Origin of the sequence: Sphingosinicella microcystinivorans, from assembly GCF_003634215.1 — a bacterium.
Taxonomy (GTDB): domain Bacteria; phylum Pseudomonadota; class Alphaproteobacteria; order Sphingomonadales; family Sphingomonadaceae; genus Sphingosinicella; species Sphingosinicella microcystinivorans.
On the sequence record NZ_RBWX01000010.1, the window covers coordinates 159,862 to 182,633 of the forward strand.

The following is a 22,772-nucleotide window of genomic DNA, read 5'->3' on the forward strand; positions in this document are numbered from 1 at the left end:
GCAGCGGGCGCGTTGCCCGCCGCCGAACCTGTGGGAATGAATGCATGAGCCTTGATGCTGCAACGAAGGTGGTCGTCGTCGGCCTCGGCTATGTCGGTTTGCCGCTGGCAGTAGCGTTGGCGCGCTATTTCGACACGACGGGGGTCGATATCAACGCCGCCCGCATCGCTGCGCTGAAAGACGGGCATGATGCGACGCGTGAGATCGACAGCGACACGTTGAAGGCCAGCAGCCTCAAATACGCGTCCGACATGGCATCCTGCGCGGACGCCGCCTTCATCATTGTGACAGTGCCGACGCCGGTTGACGGCGCCAACCAGCCCGATCTCGGTCCCGTCGAAGGCGCAACGCGCGCGCTCGCGGCGGCGATCACCGCGGGCTCGAAGCCAGTGATCGTTTACGAGAGCACGGTCTATCCCGGTGTTACTGAAGAGATATGCGGCCCGCTCATCGAAAGGGTGTCCGGCCTCAAGCAGGGCAACGACTTCTTCCTCGGCTACTCGCCGGAGCGCATCAACCCAGGCGACCGCGAACACACTGTCGACAAGATCATCAAGGTGGTTTCGGGCGAAAGCCCCGAAGTGCTCGAGAAGGTGGCGGCGCTTTACAACAAGGTCACGACCGGCGGCGTGTTCCGCGCGGCCTCAATCAAGGCGGCAGAGGCGGCAAAGGTCATCGAAAACGCGCAGCGCGACATCAACATCGCCTTCGTGAACGAGATCACCCAGATCTTCCAGAAGATCGACCTCTCCGTATACGACGTGCTTGAAGCGGCCGGCACCAAATGGAATTTCCTGCCGTTCCGTCCGGGCCTTGTCGGCGGCCACTGCATCGGCGTCGATCCCTACTACCTCAGCTACAAGGCTCAGCAGCTTGGCCAGTTTCCGCAGGTCATTCTCGCGGGTCGTTCGATCAACGACAGCATGGGCGCCTACGTTGCGGACCAAGTTCACGACCGTCTCCGCAAGGCCGGGGATGTTCTCGTGATGGGCCTCACCTTCAAGGAGGACGTACCCGATCTTCGCAATTCGAAGGTGGTCGATGTCATCGAGCGCCTGAAATGGCTGGGTCACAACGTCACGGTGCATGATCCACTCGCAGACCCTGAGGAAGCCGTGCACGAATACCATCTGACGCTGGACGCCGATGCGCTCTCGCGTCGCTACAATGCGGTGGTTCTTGCGGTTCCGCACGCCGAGTATCTGGCGATGGACCCTGCTGTGATCGGCGGCCTCGTGAAGGACGGCGGCCTTGTCGCAGACATCAAGGGCGCACTGCGTGGTAAGGCGTTGCCCGCCGCGATCGCTCGCTGGCAGCTATAGGCGGCCACTCAATCGATACCAAGCGAGGCCCACGTATTCGTGGAGCGCAAGGTCCGCGCGCTCGATATTTTCGATGAATGCGGGCGAGAATTCGCGGTCGCTTGCCTGCCGGTCTACCGGGTAGGCAACGGCATCGACGCCTGCGGCTTTCATGCACGCCATTGCGCGCGGCATATGGAACCCTGACGTGACGAGCAGTACGCGCTTTCCAGGAAGGGCCGAAGCAATCCCGCGCGCGTTGGTACAGGTATCGAGCGTTCCGGTGACCTTGCCGATACGCCCCTGCGGCAGGCCTGCCCGGTGCCAATAGTCGGCCGTCCAGTCGACGTCGCGGCTGCCTTCATGCGTCACGCCGCCAACAATCCAGATTTTTGCCTGCGGATACGCCCGCGAGAGCGGGAGCGCCTCGCTCACTCTCTCGCCGTGTGGGCCAAATTCCAACGAACCTGAAAGCGCCGAGGCGCGCAGACGTTCGGCTCCGGCGAGTACCACTACAGCGTCAATCTGCTCTGGCAGGGCCGCTGGGCGAGGATACGCTGCCTCCAACCGACTCATCAGCCAGTTGCCCGTCGGCAGTATGGCGAACACGAGTGTCCAGAGCGCCAGAAGCACGATGGCGCCGCGCGCAGGCCGCAGAGCGCCGTTCAGCAGGAAGGTCGCCGTCAGCAGTATCAGCCAGACAAACCAGCCCGCGGGGCCGAAAAGCGCCCAAAGCAGGTAGTTCAGCGACACGCCCGTCAGACGCCGTGGTAGGTGCGGAACCAGTCGACGAAGCGAGGGATACCCTCTTCGATCGACGTGGTCGGATGGAAGCCGAGATCACGCTCGATCGCGGAAATATCTGCGAACGTGTCCTTCACATCGCCGGGCTGCATCGGCTCGAACTGCTTGACCGCGGTTTTGCCCACGGCCTTTTCGAGCACGGCGATCATGTGCATCAGCTCTTCGGAACGGTGGTTGCCGATGTTGTAAATACGGTGCGGTGTCACCGACCCGCCGGCCTTCACGCTACCGTCGTCGGGCGGCGGGTTGTCGAGGCAGGCGACGATGCCCGAAACAATGTCGTCGACGTACGTGAAATCGCGGCGCATATCGCCGCTGTTGAACACCTTGATCGGCTCACCCTTCAAAATGGCATCGGTGAACAGCCACATCGCCATGTCGGGTCTCCCCCACGGGCCGTAGACCGTAAAGAATCGGAGGCCTGTCTGCGGAAGGCGATAGAGGTGGCTGTAGGTCTCGCTCATCAGCTCATCCGCCTTTTTGGTGGCTGCGTAGAGCGAGATCGGCTGGTCGACGCGGTCTTCCACCGAGAACGGCAGCTTCTCGTTCTTGCCGTAAACCGACGAAGACGAGGCATAGACGAGGTGCTCGACACTGTCCGAATGCCGCGCATACTCCATCAGGTTGAGGTGCCCGACGAGATTGGAGTGCACGTAAGCATGCGGGTTCGTCAGAGAGTAGCGAACGCCCGCCTGTGCGCCGAGATGGGCGATCCGCTCGACCCGGTGCGACGCAAGCGCGGTTTTCAGCCCGTCGAAGTCCGCGAAGTCCTGCTCGATGAAGGTAAAGCCGTTGTGACGCCTTTTCAGATCTGCGATACGATCACGCTTCAGCTTCGGACTGTAGTAGTCGTTAACGTTATCGATTCCGATGACCCGCTCACCGCGCGAAAGTAGCCGTTCAGAAAGGTGGTAGCCGATGAAACCTGCGGCTCCGGTCACGAGAAAAGTCATTGATTCATCCTGCGTAAAGCCGAGCCGTTGCACTTCGGCGCTGCACTGAGGGGAGTTAGCGTAGCGCTGGCCGTGCCGCAACGGTAAGGTCGACCGCGTTGACGATGAAGGGGCCAAGACCGCAATGACCGCAATGAGCCTGAACATGCTCTGCGCAGCCATAGGCGTGGCGATCGCGCTTTTCGTGGGGCAAAACGCCGGCCGCGTTGGCGGCGCCCTCGGCCTTCTCGATTATCCCGATCCATTCGGCGGTCGTAAGCGTCACGCCCGCGTGACGCCGCTGGTCGGCGGCCTTGCCGTCGTACTGGCATTCGAAGTTTCTGCGCTGCTGCTTTATCACCTCCTCGCCAAGGATTCCGCACTCCTGGATTGGCAGGTGATGTGGCTTGGTTACGCGGTCGGGGCGATGGCGTTTGTCGGCCTCGCCGATGATCGCATGGGTCTGTCCCCGATCGTAAGGCTGACGTTGACCTCGTTCGTGCTCGTTCTGGCGATCCTCGAAGTGCCGGACTTCCGCGTGGATTTCCTGCGCTTCGCCGGGGTCGATCAGCTCGTCCTGCTTCCTTCATGGGCCTCGGTTCTGTTCACGCTTCTCTGCCTCATTGGGCTTCTGAACGCGGTCAACATGGCGGACGGCAAGAACGGCATCGTGCTCACGCTGTCGCTGATCTGGACGGCGGTGCTGTTCGCCCGCAACCCTCAGCCCTTCGATCCGCTGCTGTTCGGCATCGCCGGCAGCCTCATTGTCATGCTCTGGTTCAACATGAAGGGCGCGCTTTTTCTTGGCGATGGCGGCAGCTACGGCATTTCGGCGATCTTCGGCCTGCTTGCCATTTATGCCTACAACCACAGTTTCGCGACATTCGACGCTGGGCAGGTGGCGCTGCTGTTCCTGGTCCCTGTGCTCGATACGGTCCGCCTGATGGCTTGGCGGGTCGCGCAGGGCCGCAGTCCGTTTTCGGGAGACCGCAACCACCTCCATCACTATCTGCATGCGCGCTGGGGCTGGCCGATGGGTCTTGGTATTTATGCAGTGCTGGTGGCGCTGCCGAATTTCCTCGGCGTCTTGTTTCCGGCCTACAGCCTTGCGCTGCTCGGCCTCGGCGCCGTGATGTACGTGGCGACGCTGTTCGCGTCGACGCGTGGCGGTACGGTTCGTAGCGGCGTCAACGCCTGAAACAAACCCTTTGGCGACCTCTTCCCAAAGCTGAAGCAGCGGCTATAAGGGCCGCCGCAAACACGGCGTTCGCCGTTTCAAGCATCGCATTGGGGCGTAGCCAAGCGGTAAGGCAGCGGTTTTTGGTACCGCCATGCGGAGGTTCGAATCCTCCCGCCCCAGCCAAGCCTTTTCACCACTTTCCTTAATCCCATGATGGCGGGTCCGTGGAAAAGTCCCTTAGCGCGGTTGAACAGGTTTGGGCCGCAATGGTCCCTCGCTCTCCCCATGCCATGCCGCCTCTCTCCCCCACCTATCCCTCCGGATAGGCGGCAACGCGGTTCATTTGTTCCCAAAAGATAGGATGAGCCTCGCCCCGCCCTCGGGCTAGAACCAAGGTCGCCGAACAGAGGGCGCAGAACAGTCCAAGCGATCGGGAGCATCGCCGGCGGATGCGGAGGGGAAGTGGGATGCGGAGACAATCTAGCCTGAACTATACGTGCGCCTGCCTTTTGGCTGGCGTTGCAACCATCGTCACCACACCGGCATGGGCGCAGGAAAGCGTCAGCGATACTGCCGCGCATGGGGGAGAGGTCGAACAGATCGTCGTCACGGCGCGCAAGCGTGAGGAGCGCGTGCAGGATGTGCCGGATTCGATCAGCGTCTTTACCGCCGCAGCGCTCGAAGCGACGCGCGTCGATAACGTGAAGGACGTGGCGCTTCGCGTGCCGAACCTTTCGATTGTCGAGGCGCAGCAGCCGGGCGTCGCGCTGCTTACGATCCGCGGTGTGGGGCAGGCGCGCAACGGCGAGCCGCCGATCGCGGTCGTTGTCGATGGCGTGCAGCTCAGCAACGCCTATCAGATCACGCAGGACCTGTTCGATATCGAGCGCATCGAGGTTCTGAAGGGACCGCAGGGCGCGGTTTACGGCCGCAACGCCATCGGCGGCGCGATCAACATCACCACCAAGCAGCCGACGAACGATTTCGAAGGCTTCATCCAGGGAAGCTACGGCACGGGGCAGGACTGGCGCCTGTCCGCCGCGATCAGCGGCCCGATTGTTCCCGACAAGTTGCTGTTCCGCCTGGCCGGGTCGCTGCGCGATTTCGACGGCGACATCGAAAGCGTCAACGCGCCGCGTTCCAAGGAAGCGAACTGGGCGAAGGACAAGAACATCCGCGGCAGCCTGCTGTTCACGCCGTCGGATGTCGTCTCGGTCGATCTGCGCTATTCGCGGCTTGAGACCGAAGCAGGCGCGGCTTGGTACGCTTCTGTGCCGCCCGGCGGTGACATTAACGAGCCGCGTCCTTACATCGGCGACTATCCCTCGTGGGCGGAGCGGATATTGAACGATGCCTCCGCGAAGGTGGATATCGATCTCGGTGCTGCAACGCTCACGTCGGTCACGGCCTATTCGAAGGTCTCGTCGTACATCGACGAGGAGCTCGATCTCAGCCCGCTTGACGGCATCATCGGACAGCAGACTCTGAAGACGCGCAATTTCAGTCAGGAACTGCGGCTCGCCTCCACAGGCAACACGCGCTTCAAGTGGCTCGCTGGCCTCTACTATCTGAAAACGCGCCAGAAGCTCGATACGGAAATTTTCCTCGGCGCGGACTTTCTGCCGCTGTTCGGCCTGCCGCCGGAACTTGCGCCGCTCCTGTTCGCGCAGAGCCGTTCGACCGATCACAACAAGGCCTACGCGGCGTTCGGGCAGGTCTCCTACCGCTTCGATATGGGCCTCGAGCTCACCGGCGCGCTGCGCTACGACGTGGACGACAGGAATCAGATCGATCGTGCCGCACCGGGGCTGCCGGAATATGATCGGACGTTCAAATCCCTGCAGCCGAAGGTTTCGGCGACATGGTTCTGGAACGACGATTCGATGGTCTACGCGACCGTTGCGAAGGGCTTCCGCAGCGGCGGTTTCAATCCGCTCGATATCATCACGCGCTCCTACGACAAGGAAGAGAACTGGAACTACGAGGTCGGGCTGAAGGCGAGCGCGCTCGATCGCAAGCTGACCCTCACAAGCGCCGTTTTCTACACGCGCATCAAGGATCGTCAGGTCTACACGCTCGACGTCAACAACTCGGCGCAGACGCTCACGAACCCGATTCCAAAGTCGGAAGTCTACGGCTTCGAGGCGGAGGTGATCGCGCGACCGGTGCCCGGTTTCGATCTATCGGCCTCCATCGGCTACACGGATTCGAAGATAATCAGCTACGACACCTCGGTCTTCGCGGGTCTTCCCTCGGCAGGTGATTACACCGGCAACAAGCTGCCGCAGATGGCGAAGCTCTCTTATGCCTTCGGCGCGCAGTACGAGCACGAGTTCGGCGACGACATGTCGATCACCCCGCGTGTGGAGCTGAACGGCTCCAGCGGCGCTTATTACTGGGAAGTCGACAACACCGACAAGCGCAGCGGCGTCAGTCTCGTGAACGCGCGTCTCACGCTGCGCAAGGGCGGACTGTCGCTCGCGGGCTTCGTCGAGAACCTGTTCGACGAGAACTATATTATCGAGTTCGTACCCGTCGAATGGAGTGGCGCGGGCGCGGGCGATCTTTCCGCCGCGGCGCCGGGACGGCGCTGGGGTGTGCAGGCCAAGCTGCGCTTCTAGGGGGGTGATTATGGGCAATGCACAGGTCGTCCGCCGATTCAACGCACCGGCGGAGACGCTCTGGAGCTATATTTCGTGGCGCGGCATGGAAAAGCTCGCCGGAGGCGGCTTTTTCAAGCGCATTGTGTTCGAAGGGGAGGGCGCGGAGGTTGGCGCCACCAAGTGGATACACCTTGCGGAAGGCCCACCGGTCCGCGAACGTCTCGAGTGGATCGACGCTGCCGGCTATGGATACGGCTACCGCATCGTCGATAGCGGGCCGCTACCGGTCACCGACTATGTCGGTGAACTGCGCATCACGCCTTGCGGGCCGGCGGCATGCGACGTCGTCATCCGCAACAGCTTCGTCGGCGTTACCACCGACGACGACTGGGGCCGGGAATGGGAGACGATGGAGAACGGCCTGCTCGACGAGATTGAAGCCTTTGTCGGCGGCGCACCTACACCCGGTCCGGAAGACGTGGCAGCGGCGATCCGCGCGGCGAGCGACCAGTTCGAGGCGGACTTCCGTAGCGGCGATCCCGAACGCCTCGTCGCGAACTACTACGTCGATGATCCCCGCATCGCCGTGCCCGACACGCCGCTGCAAAAAGGCCGCGACGCTGCGATTGCGGTCTTCCGCGGCCTGATGGACGGCTTCTCGGCGTGCGACCTCCGGCAGGTGGAGGTCAGCCACGGCGGCGGCGACATCGCGTTCGAACTTGGCGAATCCACCGTGCATCCGAAGGCGGCCGGCGAGGCGCCGACACTCGTCCGCTACACGATCCTCTGGCGCCGCACCGCCAAGGGTTGGCGCGTGGATACGGACTTCTTCGCGTGGGGCGCGCTTTCGTGATAGGCTCCCGGGCTTGATGTGACGGGGCTGGGAGGGAGCGATGCCGGTCGATCACAGCCTTGAAGCCGATACTGCCGCGCTGCCGCATCGCTTCGGCCCCGTGCGCGGCGATGTGCCGCTCGTCCGGCGCCAGCTTTTGCTGCGCGAGCTGACCGAAGCGAGCCTGCTGCGCCAGCTCACCATCGTTCGCGGCCCCGCGGGCTCCGGCAAGACCGTGCTCCTCACGCAGTGGGCCGACCTTCTGCGCCAGATGGAACGCCCGGCGGCATGGCTCACGCTCGATGCGTCGGACCGCGCCCCCGCGCTGCTCATCGCCGCAATCGCCGAAGCGCTGGCGCACGCGGGGTACGACGATCTCGCCGAAGCCTTCGCCGCAATCGCGCCGGGCCTCTCCCCGGATGCGCCGGAGGCCTCCGCCCGCCGGCTCGCCGCCGCTGTCAACCGCTCTGCGCGCAAGCCCATCCTGATCCTCGACGGCTGCGAGGCGATCGACACGCCTGAGGCCTGCGGGTTCCTCGCGAGCCTGCTCCTCCATTCGCCTGCGCTCCGCCTGGTGCTGTCGTCGCGCCGCCGCCCGCAGCTTCCGCTCGGCGCCCTCCGTGCGCGCAATCAGCTCCTCGAGATCGGCCCCGGCGACCTCGCCTTCACGCCCGCGGAAATTCATGCACTGCTCTCGAACCAGGTGCCGGAGCTCTACACACGCCGCCTCCATGCCAGCACGAGCGGTTCGGCCGTCGCGGTCGCCTTCGCGCGGCGGTCGCTCGATCACACGCCGCGCCCCGGGCACGATTGCGGCACGTGGCAGGACTGGCTCGGCGATTATTTCCGCGACGAAGTGCTGAGCACGCTCGATCCCGATCTCCGCGCCGCCATGAGCCGCCTTGTCGTCGTCGAACGCTTCGATCTTTCGCTTGCCGAGGCACTCGTCGGGAATGTGGCGCTATCGCTGGTCGAAAAGCTCTATCACGACGAAGGCCTGCTGCTCCGCGATCTCTACACGCAGGAATTCCATTTCCCCGAGATGCTGCGCCGGTTCCTTGATGATCGGCTCGCGCTCATGGACGCGAAGGAACGCGCCGCGCTCCACGCCCGTGCTGCCGACTGGTTCGCGGATCGCGGTCTGTTTCAGGAAGCGCTTCGCCATGCGATCGAGGCGGGCGAACGCGAGCGCGCGCTCGCGCTCATCGAGCAGGTTGGCGCGACCACCGTCGTTACGCGGCAGGGCATCGCGGCGGCGCGGCTGATGCTCGATTCGATCGGCATCGCCGCCGATCCGCGCTGCCCGAGCGCACAGCTCTCGCTCGCCGTGGTCAGCGCACATGAAGGCCGCATCGTCGACGCGGTCGAGCGCCTCCAGTCGGTGCGGCTCCAGCTCGAAAACGCGGAGACCGCAATCGATACCGCTCTGATCGAACGCCAGTTCTTGATCGCTGAAGGCTTCGTCAACGGCTTCCTCGATCAGCGGGCAAGCGCCGAGGATGAAGCCGCGCTCGAACGCTACATCGCCGAAGCTTCGCCAAGCGATCATCATGGCCGCGCGCAGGTCCATATCCTCCGGTCGTGGAACAGCTACTGCGGCGGCGACCTCGTCAAGGCGGAGCGCGCGGCCGTGGAAGCCGCGATCGATTACGCGGGCACGGAGAGCGTTTTCGGCGCGCTGTTCATGCATGTGCACCGGATGCTCGCGCAGTTCTGGCGCAATGATCTCGAAGGCGCGCTCGCTGAATCCGCGCTCGGCGAGAAGATGGTGCGGCTGTTCTTCCCGGAAGACCAGCGGTTGCGCGTGCTCACGGAGATGCTGCGCACCAGCATCCAGTTCGAACTCGGCAAGCCGGATCTCCACGCCAATCCGCTCGATCTCGCCGCCATGGTCGGCGCGGTGGAGGCGTGGGTGGAGGTGCAGCTCTGGGCGCATCGCTATGCCGCGCGCGCCGCCGCGGCGGCGAACAGGCTGGACGAAGCGCGCGCGATTCTCGCGAACGGGGTCGAGGTCAGCGAACGGCTGCAGACCCCGCGACTTGCATGGAACATGGGTCTCACCGGCGCGCTCATCGAGGCGCGCAGCGGCGCTGTGGACAAGGCATGGCGAGATGTGGAGGCGCTCGGCCTTCCGGGCGGCGCCTTCCTCGGCGGAGCAGGCGTTCCCCTCACATGGCAGGAGCGCATCGGTGGCCTGCTCGCGCTTGCCGAACTTCAGACGTCGGCGCGCAGTCTCGACGAGGCCGCGCACTGGCTGCGCGTCGCCGAGGAGGAGGTCGGGCGTACCTCGGCGCTACGCTTCGCGACCGAGATCGATATCGCCTGGGCGCGCATCCACCATGCCGAAGCGAAGCCCGCGCTCGTTCGCGCGAAGCTGCAGGCGGCGTGCGGGCACTGCCAGGGGCTGCTACCCGCGCGGCTGTTCGTGGAGGCGGGCGCGGCCCTTCAGCCCTATCTCGCCGAGCTGCCGGGCTGGTCGACGCCCGATCCGCAGCGCGGCGACATTCCGCTCGCGGGCACTGACCCGGCGCTGGCGTCCAGCGATCCGCTCACGGCGCGCGAGCGGCAGATTCTGCATTTCATGGGGGAGGGCCACCCCAACAAGGTCACCGCCCATCGTCTCGGTCTCAGCGAGGCGACGATCAAATTCCATCTGCGCAATATCTACAGGAAGCTGAGCGCGCAGAACCGCACGCAGGCGCTGGCGCGCTACCGCGCGCTCGTCGGCGCCACACCCGTCGGGGGATAGCAACGCGATCGGGGGCAGCAGCGCCGCCCCCGGATCGGTTCAGGCAGCGGCAGCCGCGGCTTTCCGTTCGAGGTGATCAATAATCTGCTTCGCCAGCGGCTCGGCGGAGGCAGGGTTCTGCCCCGTGAAGAACGGTGCGTCGCAAACGACGTGTGCGCCGAAGGGCTGCGCCGCCGAATAGATCGCGCGCAATTTGCGCAGCATGTCTTCGGGAAGTACGGGCACGATCTTGTCGACGCCCATCATCACGTCTTCGGCGTTGCTGATCGAGGTGAGCTTGCGGTTCTTCACCAGTGGCTCGCCGTTCGGGTCGACCGTCTGCACCAGTCCGATGACGCCGTGGCAGATCCCCGCGACGACATCGCCGCGCGCGAACAGCGTTTCGGCGAGGCGCTTGATCACGGGGTTGTGCGGGAAGTCCCACGTCGTCGCGGTGCCGCCGACGAGGAAGATTCCGTCCAGCCCTTCGTCGCCGATGCTTTCGAGCGGCTGCGTGCCGTTCATCTTCGCCGATGCGGTCGCATCGCCAAGGAAGCGGCGTCCGTTGTCGCTGATCCACGCATCCTCAAGGCTCATCGGATCGATCGGCGCCTTGCCGCCCTTCGGCGACGCGATCGCGACCTCGAAGCCGGCGTCCACGAACTGCCAATAGGGTGTCGCCAGCTCTTCAAGCCAGCTGCCGCTGGCGTTGCCGCTCGATCCGAGCTCGCCGTGCGAGGTGACGATAAACAGGATTTTCTTGGGCATGTCGGGCTCCGCTTGCTCCGCTGATTGGAATGGAAGGACCATAAGCGGCGCGGGGACAAGCACACACACGTCCGATCGGCGAGCATTGCCCGTCCGTTAGGATAGGGCTGCATACCGCTGCATTGGCCGTACGTGGGGCTATGCGCCGCTGTATGCTTGACCGATGCTCCAGCCTCATATTCCATTCCAGTGGACCAAGAGGGAGGTCTCGCATGTCGCTTGATGATGTCAGTAAGCCACGCGGTCTCGATCAGCCGGTAAAGCGGCCTTTGAGCCAGCCCGTGCCGTTCGAAGGTGAAGACGGGCTCTTCACCCAGTCGTGGTATCCGATCTGCCTGTCGAGCGCGGCAACGTCGTCTTTCGTGCGTGGCTTCGATTTCCTTGATGGGCGCGTCATCGTGTTCCGCGACAAGGAAGGCAAGGCGCACGTGATGAGCGCGTATTGCCCGCATCTCGGCGCGGACCTTTCGGTCGGCGACATGGTGGATGGGCAGGTGCGCTGCGTGTTCCATCACTGGCGCTACGGCGCGGACGGGCGCTGCTCCGGTATGCCGAGTAGCGATCCGATTCCGCCGACCGCGCGCCTCTTTGAATTCCCCACCTGCGAGAAATACGGCCTCGTCTGGGCCTACAACGGCACCGATCCGCACTATCAGCTGCCCGATTTCCCATATCCGGACGATGAGCTGGTATTCAAGATCAAGACGTTCGGCGAGGAAATCCCCACCGATCCGTGGGTGCTCTGCGCCAACACGCCGGACATGCAGCACATCCGCTACCTGCACGGCATCGTCATCAATGGCGACAATCCCCACGACGCCGTCGAGTGGACCGACCATTCGATGTACTACGAATTCGAGGGCGCGCACGTCACTGGTGATCCGGTCAGCCACCGCATCGGCATCGTCGGCACCAGCATGTATTTCCAGAGCACCAATTTCGCGGGGCGCTGGTTCGGTTTCGTGTCGCCGTTCAGCCTCAACCGGCCGGGCCGCTCCACGGTGTTCATCGTCGTATGCGCGCGCAAGGACATGGGCACGCCCGAAGAGATCGATGAGTATCTCGAGTTCGTGGCCGATCTGGAAACACGTGTGGTGCTCGATGATCTCATCAACATGCAGACGATCCATTTCAAGCCCGGCACGCTGACGCGCAGCGACAAGACGCTCGCGCGCTTCTTCGACTACATGCGGGATTTCCCGAGGGCGCATCCCTCGGCCGATTTCATTCGCTGATCGGCTGGGCGTGGCGGGGGAGAGCGGAGGCTACGCGGCGCCGAACGATCTGGGAGCGCTGCGTGCGGTCCTTGATGCCCATCCCGGCGCCGCGATCCTTGCCGGGGGGCAAAGCCTGCTGCCGAGCCTTCGGGGGCGTGCACCACCGCTGTTCGTCGACATCGGTCGTATCGCGGCGCTGAAAGCGATCGAGGTCGAGGGGAAACGGGCGCGGGTCGGCGCGGGCGTCACGCTCGCGGCGCTGGCACGGCATCCCACCGTGGCCGGCGGATTTGCGGACGCGATCGGGTACGTCGGCAACGTCACCATCCGCAACCGCGCTACGGTTGGCGGCTGCCTCGCGTGGGCCGACCCGCGCGGCGAGTTGCCGCTCGTTCTGCTTGCACTCGGCGGAACAGTCGTCACGGACAGGCGGGAGGTCGCAATGGAAGACTTCGTCACGGGTCCCTCGTGTACCGTACTCGAACCCGGCGAGGTCATTCTGGCCGCGACGTTCGAATCTGGACGCAAACTCGCCTTTGAAGAATTGCTGGTGCGGAATTCGACCGGACGCGCCGTGGTGGCAGCGGCCTGCGAACGGGTGGGGGAGGCGATGCGCTACACCGTTTCCGGCCTCGTCGACCGTCCCGTCCGCAGCGCGCCGATGGCGGACGATCCCGATGCGTGGCTGGGTGATCTGATGCAGCAATTCCCCGTCCTCGCCGATGCGAGTAGCCCGGCCTATCGGCGGCGCGTTCTTCATGCGCTCGCCCTTCGCGCGAGGGAGCGGGCGTGAACGACATTCCCATCAATCTGCGCATCAATGGTGCAGCCGTCGCGGCGCGTGTCGCGCCGGACCTCACGCTTGCGGATTTCCTGCGCGGCGATCAGGCGTTGAAGGGTACGCACGTCGGCTGCGAAGAGGGCGTTTGCGGAAGCTGCACGGTGCTTGTGAACGGAGAGACGCTGCGGTCCTGCCTGACGCTCGCCGCGCAGATGGATGGCGGCGATGTTACGACCGTCGAGGGTTTCGATGATCCGGCGGGCGCCCGGCTCCGCAAGGCGTTCGCCGAGAATTTCGCGGCGCAGTGCGGTTTCTGCACCGGGGGCATGATGGCAGTGGCACGCGAATTCCTTGCGGACGATACCATCGCTAATCACCGCGACGAGGCCGCGATCCGTTCCCGCCTCGATGCGGTCGTCTGCCGCTGCACGGGCTATCAGGCCATTGTCGCCGCCGTTCGCGCCTCGGTGCCGGAATGAGCGTGATCGGCCAATCGGTGCGCCGCACGGCGCTCGATCGCTTCGCGTCTGGGCGCGGCCGCTATGTGGGCGACATTGATCTGCCCGGCATGGCGACGGTCGCCTTCGTGCGCAGCCCCGTCGCGCACGCCGAACTGCTCGGTGTCGACACGGAAGCCGCACGCGCCATGCCCGGCGTTCTCGCCGTCATCACAGGCGATGACATTGCGAGCTTCGCGCCGCAGCCGTCGCTGTGGAATCCGCCCGGCCAGAATCATTCGGGCCTGAAGGCGCTGGCAACGGATCGGCTCCGCTACGTGGGCCAGCCTTTCGCGGCCGTTGTCGCCGTCGATCGCCGCACGGCCGAAGCGGCAGTCCGCGCGATCGTTCCCCAGTACCGCGCGCTCCCGATCATCGCAGACATGGATGCCGCGCTCCGCAGCGCCGCGCCGCGCCTCTACGATCACTGGTCCGACAACATCGTCGCTCGCCCCCGCTGGCAGGCAGGCGACATCGCCGCCGCGTTCGACAACGCCGCGCTCGTCGTCAGCGACCGCTTCACGACCCAGCGCGTGCATCCCTGTTCGCTCGAACCGCGCGGCGTTGTCGTTGCGCCCGATCTCGACGGGGAGAGCGTCACGGTGTGGCTCTCCACCCAGTCGATCCACCAGGTACGCGCCGGCATCTCCGAATGTCTCGGCCTCCCCGAGCACCGCATCCGCGTCATCGCGCCGGACGTAGGCGGATCGTTCGGGATGAAGGCCTGCATCTACGGCGAGGAAGTGATCCTCGCCTTCCTCACGCATCATGTCGGTCGTCCGCTTCGCTGGATCGAAACCCGCGCCGAAGCCTTCGTTGCCTCCACCCATGGCCGCGACGAACGCGTCGACCTCGCCGTTGCCTTCGGCCCCGACGGCCGCATCCGCGCCCTCCGTTCCACCATCGTGCTCGACAAGGGTGCCGATCCTTACGCGACCTCGATGGGCACCGCCTGGATCTCCGGCGCCGTCATGACCGGCCCATACAGGATCGACACGATCGACATCGAAGCCCTCGCCGTCGTCACCAACAAGACCCCGACTGGCGCCTATCGCGGCTTCGGCCAGCCGGAGGCGAACTTCGCGCTCGAACGCGCGCTCGACATGGCCGCGCCCCGCCTCGGCCTCGATCCTGCGGAGCTTCGCCGCCGCAACCTCGTCGCGCCTTCCGAAATGCCGTACCCCACGCCGACCGGCATCGTGCTCGATAGCGGGCGCTACGCCGATCTCCTTGATACGACCCTCGAAAGATTCGGCTATGGCGATGCGCGGCCTGCGCAGTCGTCGTCGCGCCGCCGCACCGGCGTCGGCATCGCCTGCTACGCCGAAACGACGAATTTCGGCCCATCGCCGCTTTGCAAGCTGATCGGCGTCGACAGCGGCGGGTTCGATATCACGGCGATCCGTATGGAGCCGAGCGGTCATGTGCGCGTCTTCGTCGGCCAGACGCCGATGGGGCAGGGCATCGAAACTGTGCTCATGCAGGTCGCCGCCGACGAACTCGGGCTCCCGATCGAGGACATCTCCATCGTCCACGGCGACACGGTTTCCTCCGCCTACACCGCTTATGCGAGCGGCGGCAGTCGCGGCGCGGGGGTCGCGGGCGGCTCGACCGCGCTTGCGGCGCGGCGACTGCGGGCGCGCATCCTCCGCTGGGGCGCGCATCTTCTGGACGCGCTGCCCGAAAGCGTCCGCTTCATGCAGGGCGGCGTCGAGGTGATCGACGTGCCGTCGCGCCGCGTCGGTATCGCGGAGATCGCAGCGGCGGCGTACAAGGCGTTCTCAACGCCCGAAGGTTTGGAGCCCGGTCTTGAGGACAGGGCTGCCTACGATCCGCCCGCGCTCGCCATCGCCTACGGCTGCGTCGTGGCAGAGGTCGCCGTCGATATCGATACGGGCAAGATCGCCGTGGAGCGTATCGTCTTCGGTCACGATTGCGGCGTGCAGATCAATCCCGCAATCGTGGAGGGACAGGTGATCGGCGGTCTCGCGCAGGCGCTTGGCGCGACCCTGTTCGAAGAGGTGCGCTACGATGCCGACGCGCGGCCGCTCACCCTGTCTCTACAGGATTATCTGCTGCCGCTGGCCTCGGACGTGCCGCACGTCGAGCTCGTGCATTTCGAAACGCCGTCTCCGTTCTCTCCCATCGGCGCAAAGGGGGTCGGCGAAAGCGGCACGATCGGTGTGCCTGCCGCCATCGCCAATGCAGTGCAGAATGCGCTCGGGGCGGCATCGCCGCTCGTGACGCTGCCACTCACCGGCGAGCGTGTTTTGGCTGCCCTGTAAGGCGACAGCGCGCCGTCACGCTCTCGCGGTTGACATATCCCGCCTGGAAAATGATGATCCTGATCAGGATTGTTTCCAGGGATGGGTCAGGGAGTCGCGCGATGAAGGCAGCACTGGTTTTGGGCGTGGCGCTTGCCGCCGGTTTCGCGCAGGTCGCCGCTGCAGAGGCGCCGACCGATGCCAGCAAGGTGGAGATGCGCTGGGGCGAACGCATTCCGCTGCGCGACGGCGTCAAGCTCAGCGCCACTGTCTACCTGCCGAAGGGGCAGGCGGCCCCCGCGCCCTGTATTTTCACGCTGACGCCCTACATCGCGCAGAGCTACCACGATCGCGGCGTCTATTTCGCGGCGCACGGCCTGCCGTTCCTCACCGTAGACGTGCGCGGGCGCGGCAACTCCGAAGGCGAATTCCGTCCCCTCATCCAGGAGGCGAAGGACGGCCACGACGTCGTCGAATGGCTCGCGAAGCAGCCCTATTGCAACGGCAAGGTTTCGATGTGGGGCGGATCTTACGCCGGGTACAACCAATGGGCGACGGCGAAGGAAGCGCCGCCGCACCTCGCCACGATCGTGCCCGTCGCCTCGCCCTATCCGGGCGCCGATTTCCCGTCGCGCAACAACATCTCCTATCCCTATCTGATGCAGTGGCTGACCTTCACGGATGGCAAGGCCTCGCAGGGTAACATTTTCGGCGATTCTGCCTTCTGGGCATCGATCGCCCGCGAACGCTTCGAAAAGGGTGAGGCATTCAGCACGCTGCCCCGCATCTTCGGCGGCGAGCAGAAGACGCTTGTGGAATGGATTTCGCATCCCGCCGTCGATGCGTGGTATGACAGTTACGCACCGACCCCCGAGCAATTCCGGGCGTTCGACATGCCGATCCTCTCCATCACCGGCAGCTACGATGGTGACCAGCCCGGCGCGTTCGAATTCTACAAGACGCACATGAAGCTGGGCTCGGAGAAGGCCCGCGCGAACCACTATCTGATCGTCGGACCGTGGGACCACGCGGGCACGCGCACGCCGCAGGCGAAGGTCGGCGGGCTGACCTTCGGCCCGGCGAGCCTCGTCGACCTGCCGAAGCTGCATGTAGAGTGGTACAACTGGACGATGGCGGGCGGCGCGAAGCCGGATTTCCTGCAAAAGCGCGTCGCTTATTACGTAATGGGCGCCGAACGCTGGCGCTACGCGGACACGCTGGAAGGTGTCACGGCCGAGGAAAAGCCGTTCTTCCTCGATTCCACCGCCAACGCCAACCGTGTGATGGCATCGGGATCGCTCTCGCCGGTATCAGCAGGCAAGGGCAGCGCCGACAGCTACGTCTACGATCCGCGCGACGTGTCGGGCGCCGCGCTCGAAGCCGACCTCGATCCAAGCCTCCTCACCGACCAGACGCTGGTGCTCGCGGCGGACGGCAAGCAACTCGTCTATCACAGCACGCCTTTCGACAAGCCAACCGAGGTTTCCGGCTTCTTCCGCCTGTCCGCGTGGATCTCGATCGATCGGCCGGATACGGACTTTCAGGCGTCGGTCTACGAGATCACGCCCGACGGCGGCAGCATCCTGCTGACGAACGACATCCTGCGCGCGCGCTACCGCGAGTCGCTGCGCGAAGCGAAGCTCGTCACCTCAAAGGCGCCGCTCCGTTATGATTTCAACCGCTTCACCTTCGTCTCGCGGCAGATCGCCAAGGGTAGCCGCTTGCGCCTCGTCGTCGGGCCGATAAATTCGATCAACACGCAGAAGAACTACAATTCTGGCGGCGTGGTCGCGGACGAAACCATGGCGGATGCGCGGCCGGTTACGGTAAAACTGCTCCACGACAAGGCGCACCCGAGCGCGCTCTACATCCCCTTCGGCCAGCCGTAAGGAGGGGTCAGCGCGCGTTTAGCTTTGCGAACCATGGTTCGAGGAGCGCGATTGCGCGTTCCACGCGGTCCGTGGAAACGGCGAAGCTGATGCGCATGAAGTGGTGGCCTTCCACCGGATCGAAATCGATGCCGGGCGCCGTGGCGATGCCCGTGTCTTCAAGGATGCGCATGCAGAAGGCCATGGCGTCGTCAGTCAGGTGGCTGATGTCGGCATAGATGTAGAAGGCCCCATCCGGCGGCGCGATGCGGCGCAGGCCCATTTTCGGCAGCGCCTCCAGCAACAGGTCGCGGTTCCGCGTGTAGGTGGCGATGTGCCCCTCCAGCTCGTCGCGGCACTCGAAGGCGGTGAGCCCGGCATGCTGCGCGAGCGACGGCGGTGTCAGGAACAGGTTGCCCATGCGCGCCCGCGCCGCGCCGATCAGCTCCGGCGGCACCACCAGCCAGCCGAGCCGCCAGCCCGCCATGCTGAAGTATTTGGAGAAGCTGTTGACCACCAGCGTGTCGGCCGAGAACTCTAGCATCGAGTGCGCCGGGCCCACGTAGCTGATGCCGTGGTAGATCTCGTCAGAGATGATGCGGATGCCGCGGCGGCGGCACACTTCGGTGATCGCTGCGAGTTCGTCCTTCGGGATGATCGTGCCGGTGGGATTGGCGGGGCTCGCGACGATCAGGCCTTCGGGCGCGGGCTCCAGCGCCTCTATCGCTGCGGCGGTGATCTGGTAGCGCTCCGCCTCGCCGCAGGGCAGCTCCACCGGCACCATGTGCAGCGCCTTCAGCGTGTTGCGGTAGGCGACATAGCCCGGCCGTGCGAGCGCGACGCGCGCGCCGGGGGCGAACAGGCAGGAAAGCGCCATAACGAACGCGGGCGATGCGCCGTTCGTCAGGATGATCTGCTCGGGGTCGAGCGCGATTCCGTAGGTTTCCTGATAGTGGCGGGCGATGCGCGTCTTGAGCGGAATACTCTCCCAATAGCCCATGCCGTCCGTATCGAGGATGCGGTGCGCCTCGGCGATGGCTTTGGCCGGCGCGCCGGTCGAAGGCTGGCCGAACTCCATGTGGATGACCTCGCGCCCCTCCGCCGAAAGGCGGTGCGCAAGGCGGCTGATGGCAAGGGCGTGAAAGGGATCGATTTCAGCAGTCATGGCTGCGGGTTAGAGAGGCGTGGAGATACGCGCAAGGGCGGTGAGCGCGGTCCGCGCTTGCAAAGTACATCTCTTGGCAGGACTTTCCGCGCTATAGAGGCGCGGACAAGACGATGCTTTTCAACAGCTACGAATTCATCCTGCTGTTCCTGCCGATCGCCGTGGCGGGCTTCTTCGTGCTTGCGGGCGCGAGCACGCGGGCGGCGATGGGCTGGCTCGTGGCTGTGTCGCTCTTCTTCTATGGGTGGTGGAACCCTGCTTATCTGCCGCTTCTCATCGGCATCGCGGCGTTCAACTACGTCGTCGGCCGCGCCTTGTCCCGCCGCCCGTCGCGCTGGCTGCTCGGGCTGGGCATCGCTGTCGATCTCGGAACGCTCGGCTATTTCAAATATGCCGGTTTCTTCGTGTCGACGGTCGATTCGCTCACCGGCGCGGATTGGGCGATCGGCCCCATCGTCCTGCCGCTCGCCATCTCCTTTTTCACCTTCCAGAAGATCGCCTTCCTCGTGGACAGCCACCGTGGCCTCGCGCGCGATGTGGGTCCGCTCGAATACGCCTTGTTCGTGGCGTTCTTCCCGCAGCTCATTGCCGGGCCGATCGTCCACTACCGCGATGTGGTGCCGCAGTTCCGGTTGTCGGAAACGTTCCGGCCCATCGCCGAAAACTTCGCGGTGGGCATCACCATCTTCGCGATCGGCCTGTTCAAGAAGGCGGTGCTGGCAGATGGCATCGCGGTCTACGCAACGCCGGTGTTCGATGCAGCGGAGGCTGGCCGCTCGCCCGACCTCCTCACCGCGTGGAGCGCGGCGCTCGCCTACACGTTCCAGCTCTACTTCGACTTTTCGGGCTACTCGGACATGGCGATCGGCGCCGCGCGCCTGTTCGGCATCCGGCTGCCGCTCAACTTCAATTCGCCATACAAGGCGGCAAACATCATCGATTTCTGGCGCCGCTGGCACATGACGCTGTCGCGGTTCCTGCGCGATTATCTCTACGTTCCGCTCGGCGGCAACCGGAAGGGACGGGCGCGCCGCCATGCCAATCTGCTCGCGACGATGCTCCTCGGCGGCCTCTGGCATGGCGCGGGTTGGACCTTCGTTGTCTGGGGCGCACTGCATGGCGCGTTCCTCATCGTGAACCATGCGTGGCGGCGGTTTGTGCCCGCCGCGCTCGCCGGCGCGCGCCTGTATCCGGCGGCGGCGTGGCTGCTGACCTTCCTTGTCGTGGTCGCCGCGTGGGTGCCATTCCGCGCGCCGACGCTGGACGGTGCCGTGCGAATCCTCGCCGGGATGGCGGGGCTGAACGGTGTGTCATTGCCCGCAGCCCTCTTCGCGCGCCTCGGCCCGCTGCGCAGCGGGCTGGAGACCCTTGGGGTGGAGGCTTCGGTCGGCGGGGGCGGAGTGTTCGTGGCAACATGGCTCTGGATCATCATCCTGTTCGCGCTCGCGCGCTTTGCGCCGAGCACGCAGCAGATCATGGGCAGATACCGTCCGGGTCTCGGCTTCGAGGCCGCGGTCGCTGTGCGGTTGTCGTGGCGGCCCGCGGTGCGTTGGGCCATGTTTACAGGGGCGCTTGCGGCTGCAGGACTGCTCGCGCTCAACCAGGTTTCCGAATTCCTCTATTTCCAGTTCTGAAGGCAGCGCCCGTGAAACGCTATCTCGCCATTCTTGCCGCAACGGTGCTGGTGATCGTCGTAGGCGTCGCGGGCCTTGCATGGCTCGTCGATCCCTATGCCTATTGGAACGCGCCTGTCATCGATGGCGTCAATCGCTATCGTCCTGCGTCCGGAAAGCACATGCTCGCCGTGAAACTGCGGCAGTATGAACGGATGCAGCCAAACACGCTGGTTGCCGGAAACAGTCGCGTCTACGTCGGGATCGACCCCGGATCGGCCAGCTGGCCGTCCGAAATGCAGCCCGTCTACAACCTCGGTCTGCCTGGCGTCGGTATGCGCAACCTCGTCCAGGCTGTCGAAACCGCGCTCTTCACCCACCAGCCCCGCGCGCTCTTCGTTGGCCTCGATTTCATCAACTTCACGGTCGATAAGGCCGATTGGGATAAAGGCGGACCTGTTGCGTTGCCGCCCAAGCCGGATTACGAAGCGCGCGCAGCGCTTGCCGCGAAGCTGCTGCTATCGCTCGATGCGCTGGGAGATACCGCCGCTGCGCTCGCGGAGCAGCACAGCGCTTCGCCTGAGACGATTTCGCCCGCCGGTTTCTACGGCACCGGCATCTATCCCGCCACGATAGCGTCGGAAGGGCATGCCGCGCTCTTTCGCCAGCGCAACCTGGAAAACCTCGAATATTTCCTGGCAGGTCCCAAGCGCGTGCGGTGGGGTCCCGAACAGAATCCCGAGTTCGATGCGCTCGACGATCTTGTGCAGACGGCGAAGACCCGCCGGATTTCACTCACGTTCTTCACCTACCCATATCATGCTGACCTGCTGCTCAGCTACCAGAAGGCCGGGCTTTGGCCCGCTTACGAGGACTGGCTTCGCGATCTGGCGGCGTTTTCGGCGCGTACGGGCATCCTCACCTACATATTCACGCGCGTCGACGAGGTGACGGGAGAGACCGTGCCCGAAGATGGGGATACGAAAACGCGAATGCGGTGGTATTGGGAGGCCGGTCACTTCAAACCCGCACTTGGAGACCGAATGGTCCTCATCATGAACAGCTCGCTCGACGATCGACTGGTGCTGACACCCGACAATGTCGAGGCACGGATTCGCGAGCTGCGCGAAGGCCTTGCCGCCTATGGCGAGCAGCATCCGGAAGCAGTCCGGCGCATCGACGAGGCGTTTGAGGACGCGGCACGGTGAAGCAGGCATTGCTTGGGTCCCTCCGCGCGCTGGGCGGTTTTGCGACGGCGCGCGCGCTCACGGCGGGGAAGCTGCGTATCCTTTGCTACCATGGCCTGTGGACCCTGGACGCGGCGCCGTTCGGGAACCGCCTGTTCATGCCGCATCGGCAGTTTGCAGATCGGATGAAGTGGCTTGCGGCGTCGCCCTATCCCGTGCTGCCGCTCGGCGAAGCGGTCGACATGCTCGCGGAAGACAGGCTACCGAAGGGCGCCACCGTCATCACGATCGATGATGGCTGGGCCTCCACCTATACGCACATGCTCCCCGCGCTTGAAGCCTGCGGCCTTCCGGCGACCGTCTATGTTTCCACCTACTATGTCGAAAACGATGGCCCGGTCGCGAATGTCGTCGCGAACTACCTCGCCGAGCGCGCGCTTGCCGGCACCTATGACCTCGCCGGCGTCCTGCCCGGCCTCGAAGCGCCGCTCGTTCTCGGCGATGCCGCGAGCCGCGACAGGGCAGGGGACCGGCTGCGCACGGCGGTCGACGATGTCGGTTTCCAGCCGCGCATGGTCGGCCTCGCGGAAGTGGCGAACCGGCTCGGTATGGGCACGGAGCCGTGGTGGTCGGGGCGTCAGTTCCACCTGATGCGCCCTGAAGAGGTGGCGGATGCCGCCCGCCGCGGCCTCGATATCCAGCTCCACACCCACCGCCACAAGGGCCTGCACCGCTACATCGATGCCCTGCCGCAGGAACTCGCCGATAACCGCGCTTCGCTCGGCGCCATGCTTGGCGGCGCGCGTCAGGATCATTTCTGCTACCCGAGCGGAGGTTTCGACCCGCGGGGAGAGGCGATGCTCGCCGAGGCAGGCATCAAATCCGCGACGCTTGTCAGCGAAGGCTTGAACGCGCCGGGTACGAACCCATATCGCTTGCGGCGGTTCCTGGACGGCCGGACAGTGAGCGAAGCGAGCATCGACGCCTATCTCTCCGGCATCCTCGACATCGCCGAGCGGCTGCGCTAGACGC

17 protein-coding genes and 1 tRNA gene are annotated in these 22,772 nt (G+C 64.8%); 14 read left to right on the plus strand and 4 right to left on the minus strand.

The window, feature by feature from the left end; translation table 11 throughout:
- Positions 1-44 precede the first annotated feature (44 nt).
- Positions 45-1,322 carry a nucleotide sugar dehydrogenase gene (locus DFR51_RS15355; protein ID WP_121052812.1) on the plus strand — a complete coding sequence of 426 codons (1,278 nt, stop codon included), beginning with the start codon at positions 45-47 and terminating at the stop codon, positions 1,320-1,322.
- Here the strand turns inward: DFR51_RS15355 and DFR51_RS15360 are convergent.
- Together DFR51_RS15360 and DFR51_RS15365 are read right to left on the minus strand one after the other, a co-directional pair.
- The gene (locus DFR51_RS15360) at positions 1,317-2,054 is read right to left on the minus strand and encodes a YdcF family protein (protein ID WP_121052814.1); all 738 of its coding nucleotides are present in this window, start codon (positions 2,052-2,054) and stop codon (positions 1,317-1,319) included. The two genes, DFR51_RS15355 and DFR51_RS15360, sit on opposite strands and share 6 nt — an antisense overlap.
- 5 nt (positions 2,055-2,059) lie before the next feature.
- A complete protein-coding gene (locus tag DFR51_RS15365; RefSeq protein ID WP_121052816.1) occupies positions 2,060-3,058 on the minus strand; it encodes an NAD-dependent epimerase in 999 nt (332 codons plus the stop codon).
- Between the two features lie 124 nt (positions 3,059-3,182).
- Between DFR51_RS15365 and DFR51_RS15370 the strand changes: the two genes are divergently transcribed.
- The 5 genes from DFR51_RS15370 to DFR51_RS15390 all read left to right on the plus strand — a co-directional run bounded on the left by DFR51_RS15370 (position 3,183) and on the right by DFR51_RS15390 (position 10,401).
- Positions 3,183-4,235 (plus strand): MraY family glycosyltransferase, encoded by a 1,053-nt coding sequence (locus DFR51_RS15370; protein ID WP_121052818.1) that lies wholly within the window; start codon positions 3,183-3,185, stop codon positions 4,233-4,235.
- A gap of 90 nt (positions 4,236-4,325) precedes the next feature.
- Positions 4,326-4,400, plus strand: a tRNA-Gln gene (locus DFR51_RS15375).
- A 284-nt stretch (positions 4,401-4,684) separates the two neighbouring features.
- Complete coding sequence (locus tag DFR51_RS15380; RefSeq protein WP_121052820.1) at positions 4,685-6,838, plus strand: TonB-dependent receptor; 2,154 nt, start codon at positions 4,685-4,687, stop codon at positions 6,836-6,838.
- A 10-nt stretch (positions 6,839-6,848) separates the two neighbouring features.
- The gene (locus DFR51_RS15385) at positions 6,849-7,673 is read left to right on the plus strand and encodes a DUF4440 domain-containing protein (RefSeq protein WP_121052822.1); all 825 of its coding nucleotides are present in this window, start codon (positions 6,849-6,851) and stop codon (positions 7,671-7,673) included.
- Positions 7,674-7,713: 40 nt separating this feature from the next.
- On the plus strand, positions 7,714-10,401 hold the full coding sequence (locus tag DFR51_RS15390; protein ID WP_121052824.1) for a LuxR C-terminal-related transcriptional regulator: 2,688 nt from the start codon (positions 7,714-7,716) through the stop codon (positions 10,399-10,401).
- A 39-nt stretch (positions 10,402-10,440) separates the two neighbouring features.
- Here the strand turns inward: DFR51_RS15390 and DFR51_RS15395 are convergent, their stop codons facing one another.
- A complete protein-coding gene (locus tag DFR51_RS15395) occupies positions 10,441-11,148 on the minus strand; it encodes a type 1 glutamine amidotransferase domain-containing protein (RefSeq protein WP_160119250.1) in 708 nt (235 codons plus the stop codon).
- A 212-nt stretch (positions 11,149-11,360) separates the two neighbouring features.
- Here DFR51_RS15395 and DFR51_RS15400 point away from each other — a divergent pair, with 212 nt between their 5' ends.
- From DFR51_RS15400 to DFR51_RS15420, 5 genes are all read left to right on the plus strand, one after another.
- Positions 11,361-12,383 (plus strand): Rieske (2Fe-2S) protein, encoded by a 1,023-nt coding sequence (locus tag DFR51_RS15400; RefSeq protein WP_121052828.1) that lies wholly within the window; start codon positions 11,361-11,363, stop codon positions 12,381-12,383.
- A gap of 10 nt (positions 12,384-12,393) precedes the next feature.
- Complete coding sequence (locus DFR51_RS15405) at positions 12,394-13,158, plus strand: FAD binding domain-containing protein (RefSeq protein WP_160119249.1); 765 nt, start codon at positions 12,394-12,396, stop codon at positions 13,156-13,158.
- Entirely contained in the window at positions 13,155-13,625 is a 471-nt protein-coding gene (locus tag DFR51_RS15410) for a (2Fe-2S)-binding protein (protein ID WP_121052832.1), read from the plus strand. Before DFR51_RS15405 ends, DFR51_RS15410 begins: the two co-directional genes overlap by 4 nt.
- Positions 13,622-15,928 carry a xanthine dehydrogenase family protein molybdopterin-binding subunit gene (locus tag DFR51_RS15415; protein WP_121052834.1) on the plus strand — a complete coding sequence of 769 codons (2,307 nt, stop codon included), beginning with the start codon at positions 13,622-13,624 and terminating at the stop codon, positions 15,926-15,928. Before DFR51_RS15410 ends, DFR51_RS15415 begins: the two co-directional genes overlap by 4 nt.
- A gap of 101 nt (positions 15,929-16,029) precedes the next feature.
- Positions 16,030-17,796 carry a CocE/NonD family hydrolase gene (locus DFR51_RS15420; protein WP_160119248.1) on the plus strand — a complete coding sequence of 589 codons (1,767 nt, stop codon included), beginning with the start codon at positions 16,030-16,032 and terminating at the stop codon, positions 17,794-17,796.
- A gap of 7 nt (positions 17,797-17,803) precedes the next feature.
- On the opposite strand, the gene DFR51_RS15425 is transcribed toward DFR51_RS15420, so the two are convergent.
- Positions 17,804-18,940 carry an aminotransferase class I/II-fold pyridoxal phosphate-dependent enzyme gene (locus DFR51_RS15425; RefSeq protein WP_121052838.1) on the minus strand — a complete coding sequence of 379 codons (1,137 nt, stop codon included), beginning with the start codon at positions 18,938-18,940 and terminating at the stop codon, positions 17,804-17,806.
- A gap of 113 nt (positions 18,941-19,053) precedes the next feature.
- Here DFR51_RS15425 and DFR51_RS15430 point away from each other — a divergent pair, with 113 nt between their 5' ends.
- Genes DFR51_RS15430 through DFR51_RS15440 form a run of 3 tightly spaced genes read left to right on the plus strand, consistent with a single transcriptional unit; the run spans position 19,054 to position 22,768 of the window.
- Positions 19,054-20,574 carry an MBOAT family O-acyltransferase gene (locus DFR51_RS15430; protein WP_121052841.1) on the plus strand — a complete coding sequence of 507 codons (1,521 nt, stop codon included), beginning with the start codon at positions 19,054-19,056 and terminating at the stop codon, positions 20,572-20,574.
- A gap of 11 nt (positions 20,575-20,585) precedes the next feature.
- Positions 20,586-21,761, plus strand: a complete 1,176-nt coding sequence (locus DFR51_RS15435) for a hypothetical protein (RefSeq protein WP_121052843.1) — start codon at positions 20,586-20,588, stop codon at positions 21,759-21,761.
- The gene (locus DFR51_RS15440; RefSeq protein ID WP_121052845.1) at positions 21,758-22,768 is read left to right on the plus strand and encodes a polysaccharide deacetylase family protein; all 1,011 of its coding nucleotides are present in this window, start codon (positions 21,758-21,760) and stop codon (positions 22,766-22,768) included. The genes DFR51_RS15435 and DFR51_RS15440 overlap by 4 nt, the downstream gene beginning before the upstream one ends.
- Positions 22,769-22,772 lie beyond the last annotated feature (4 nt).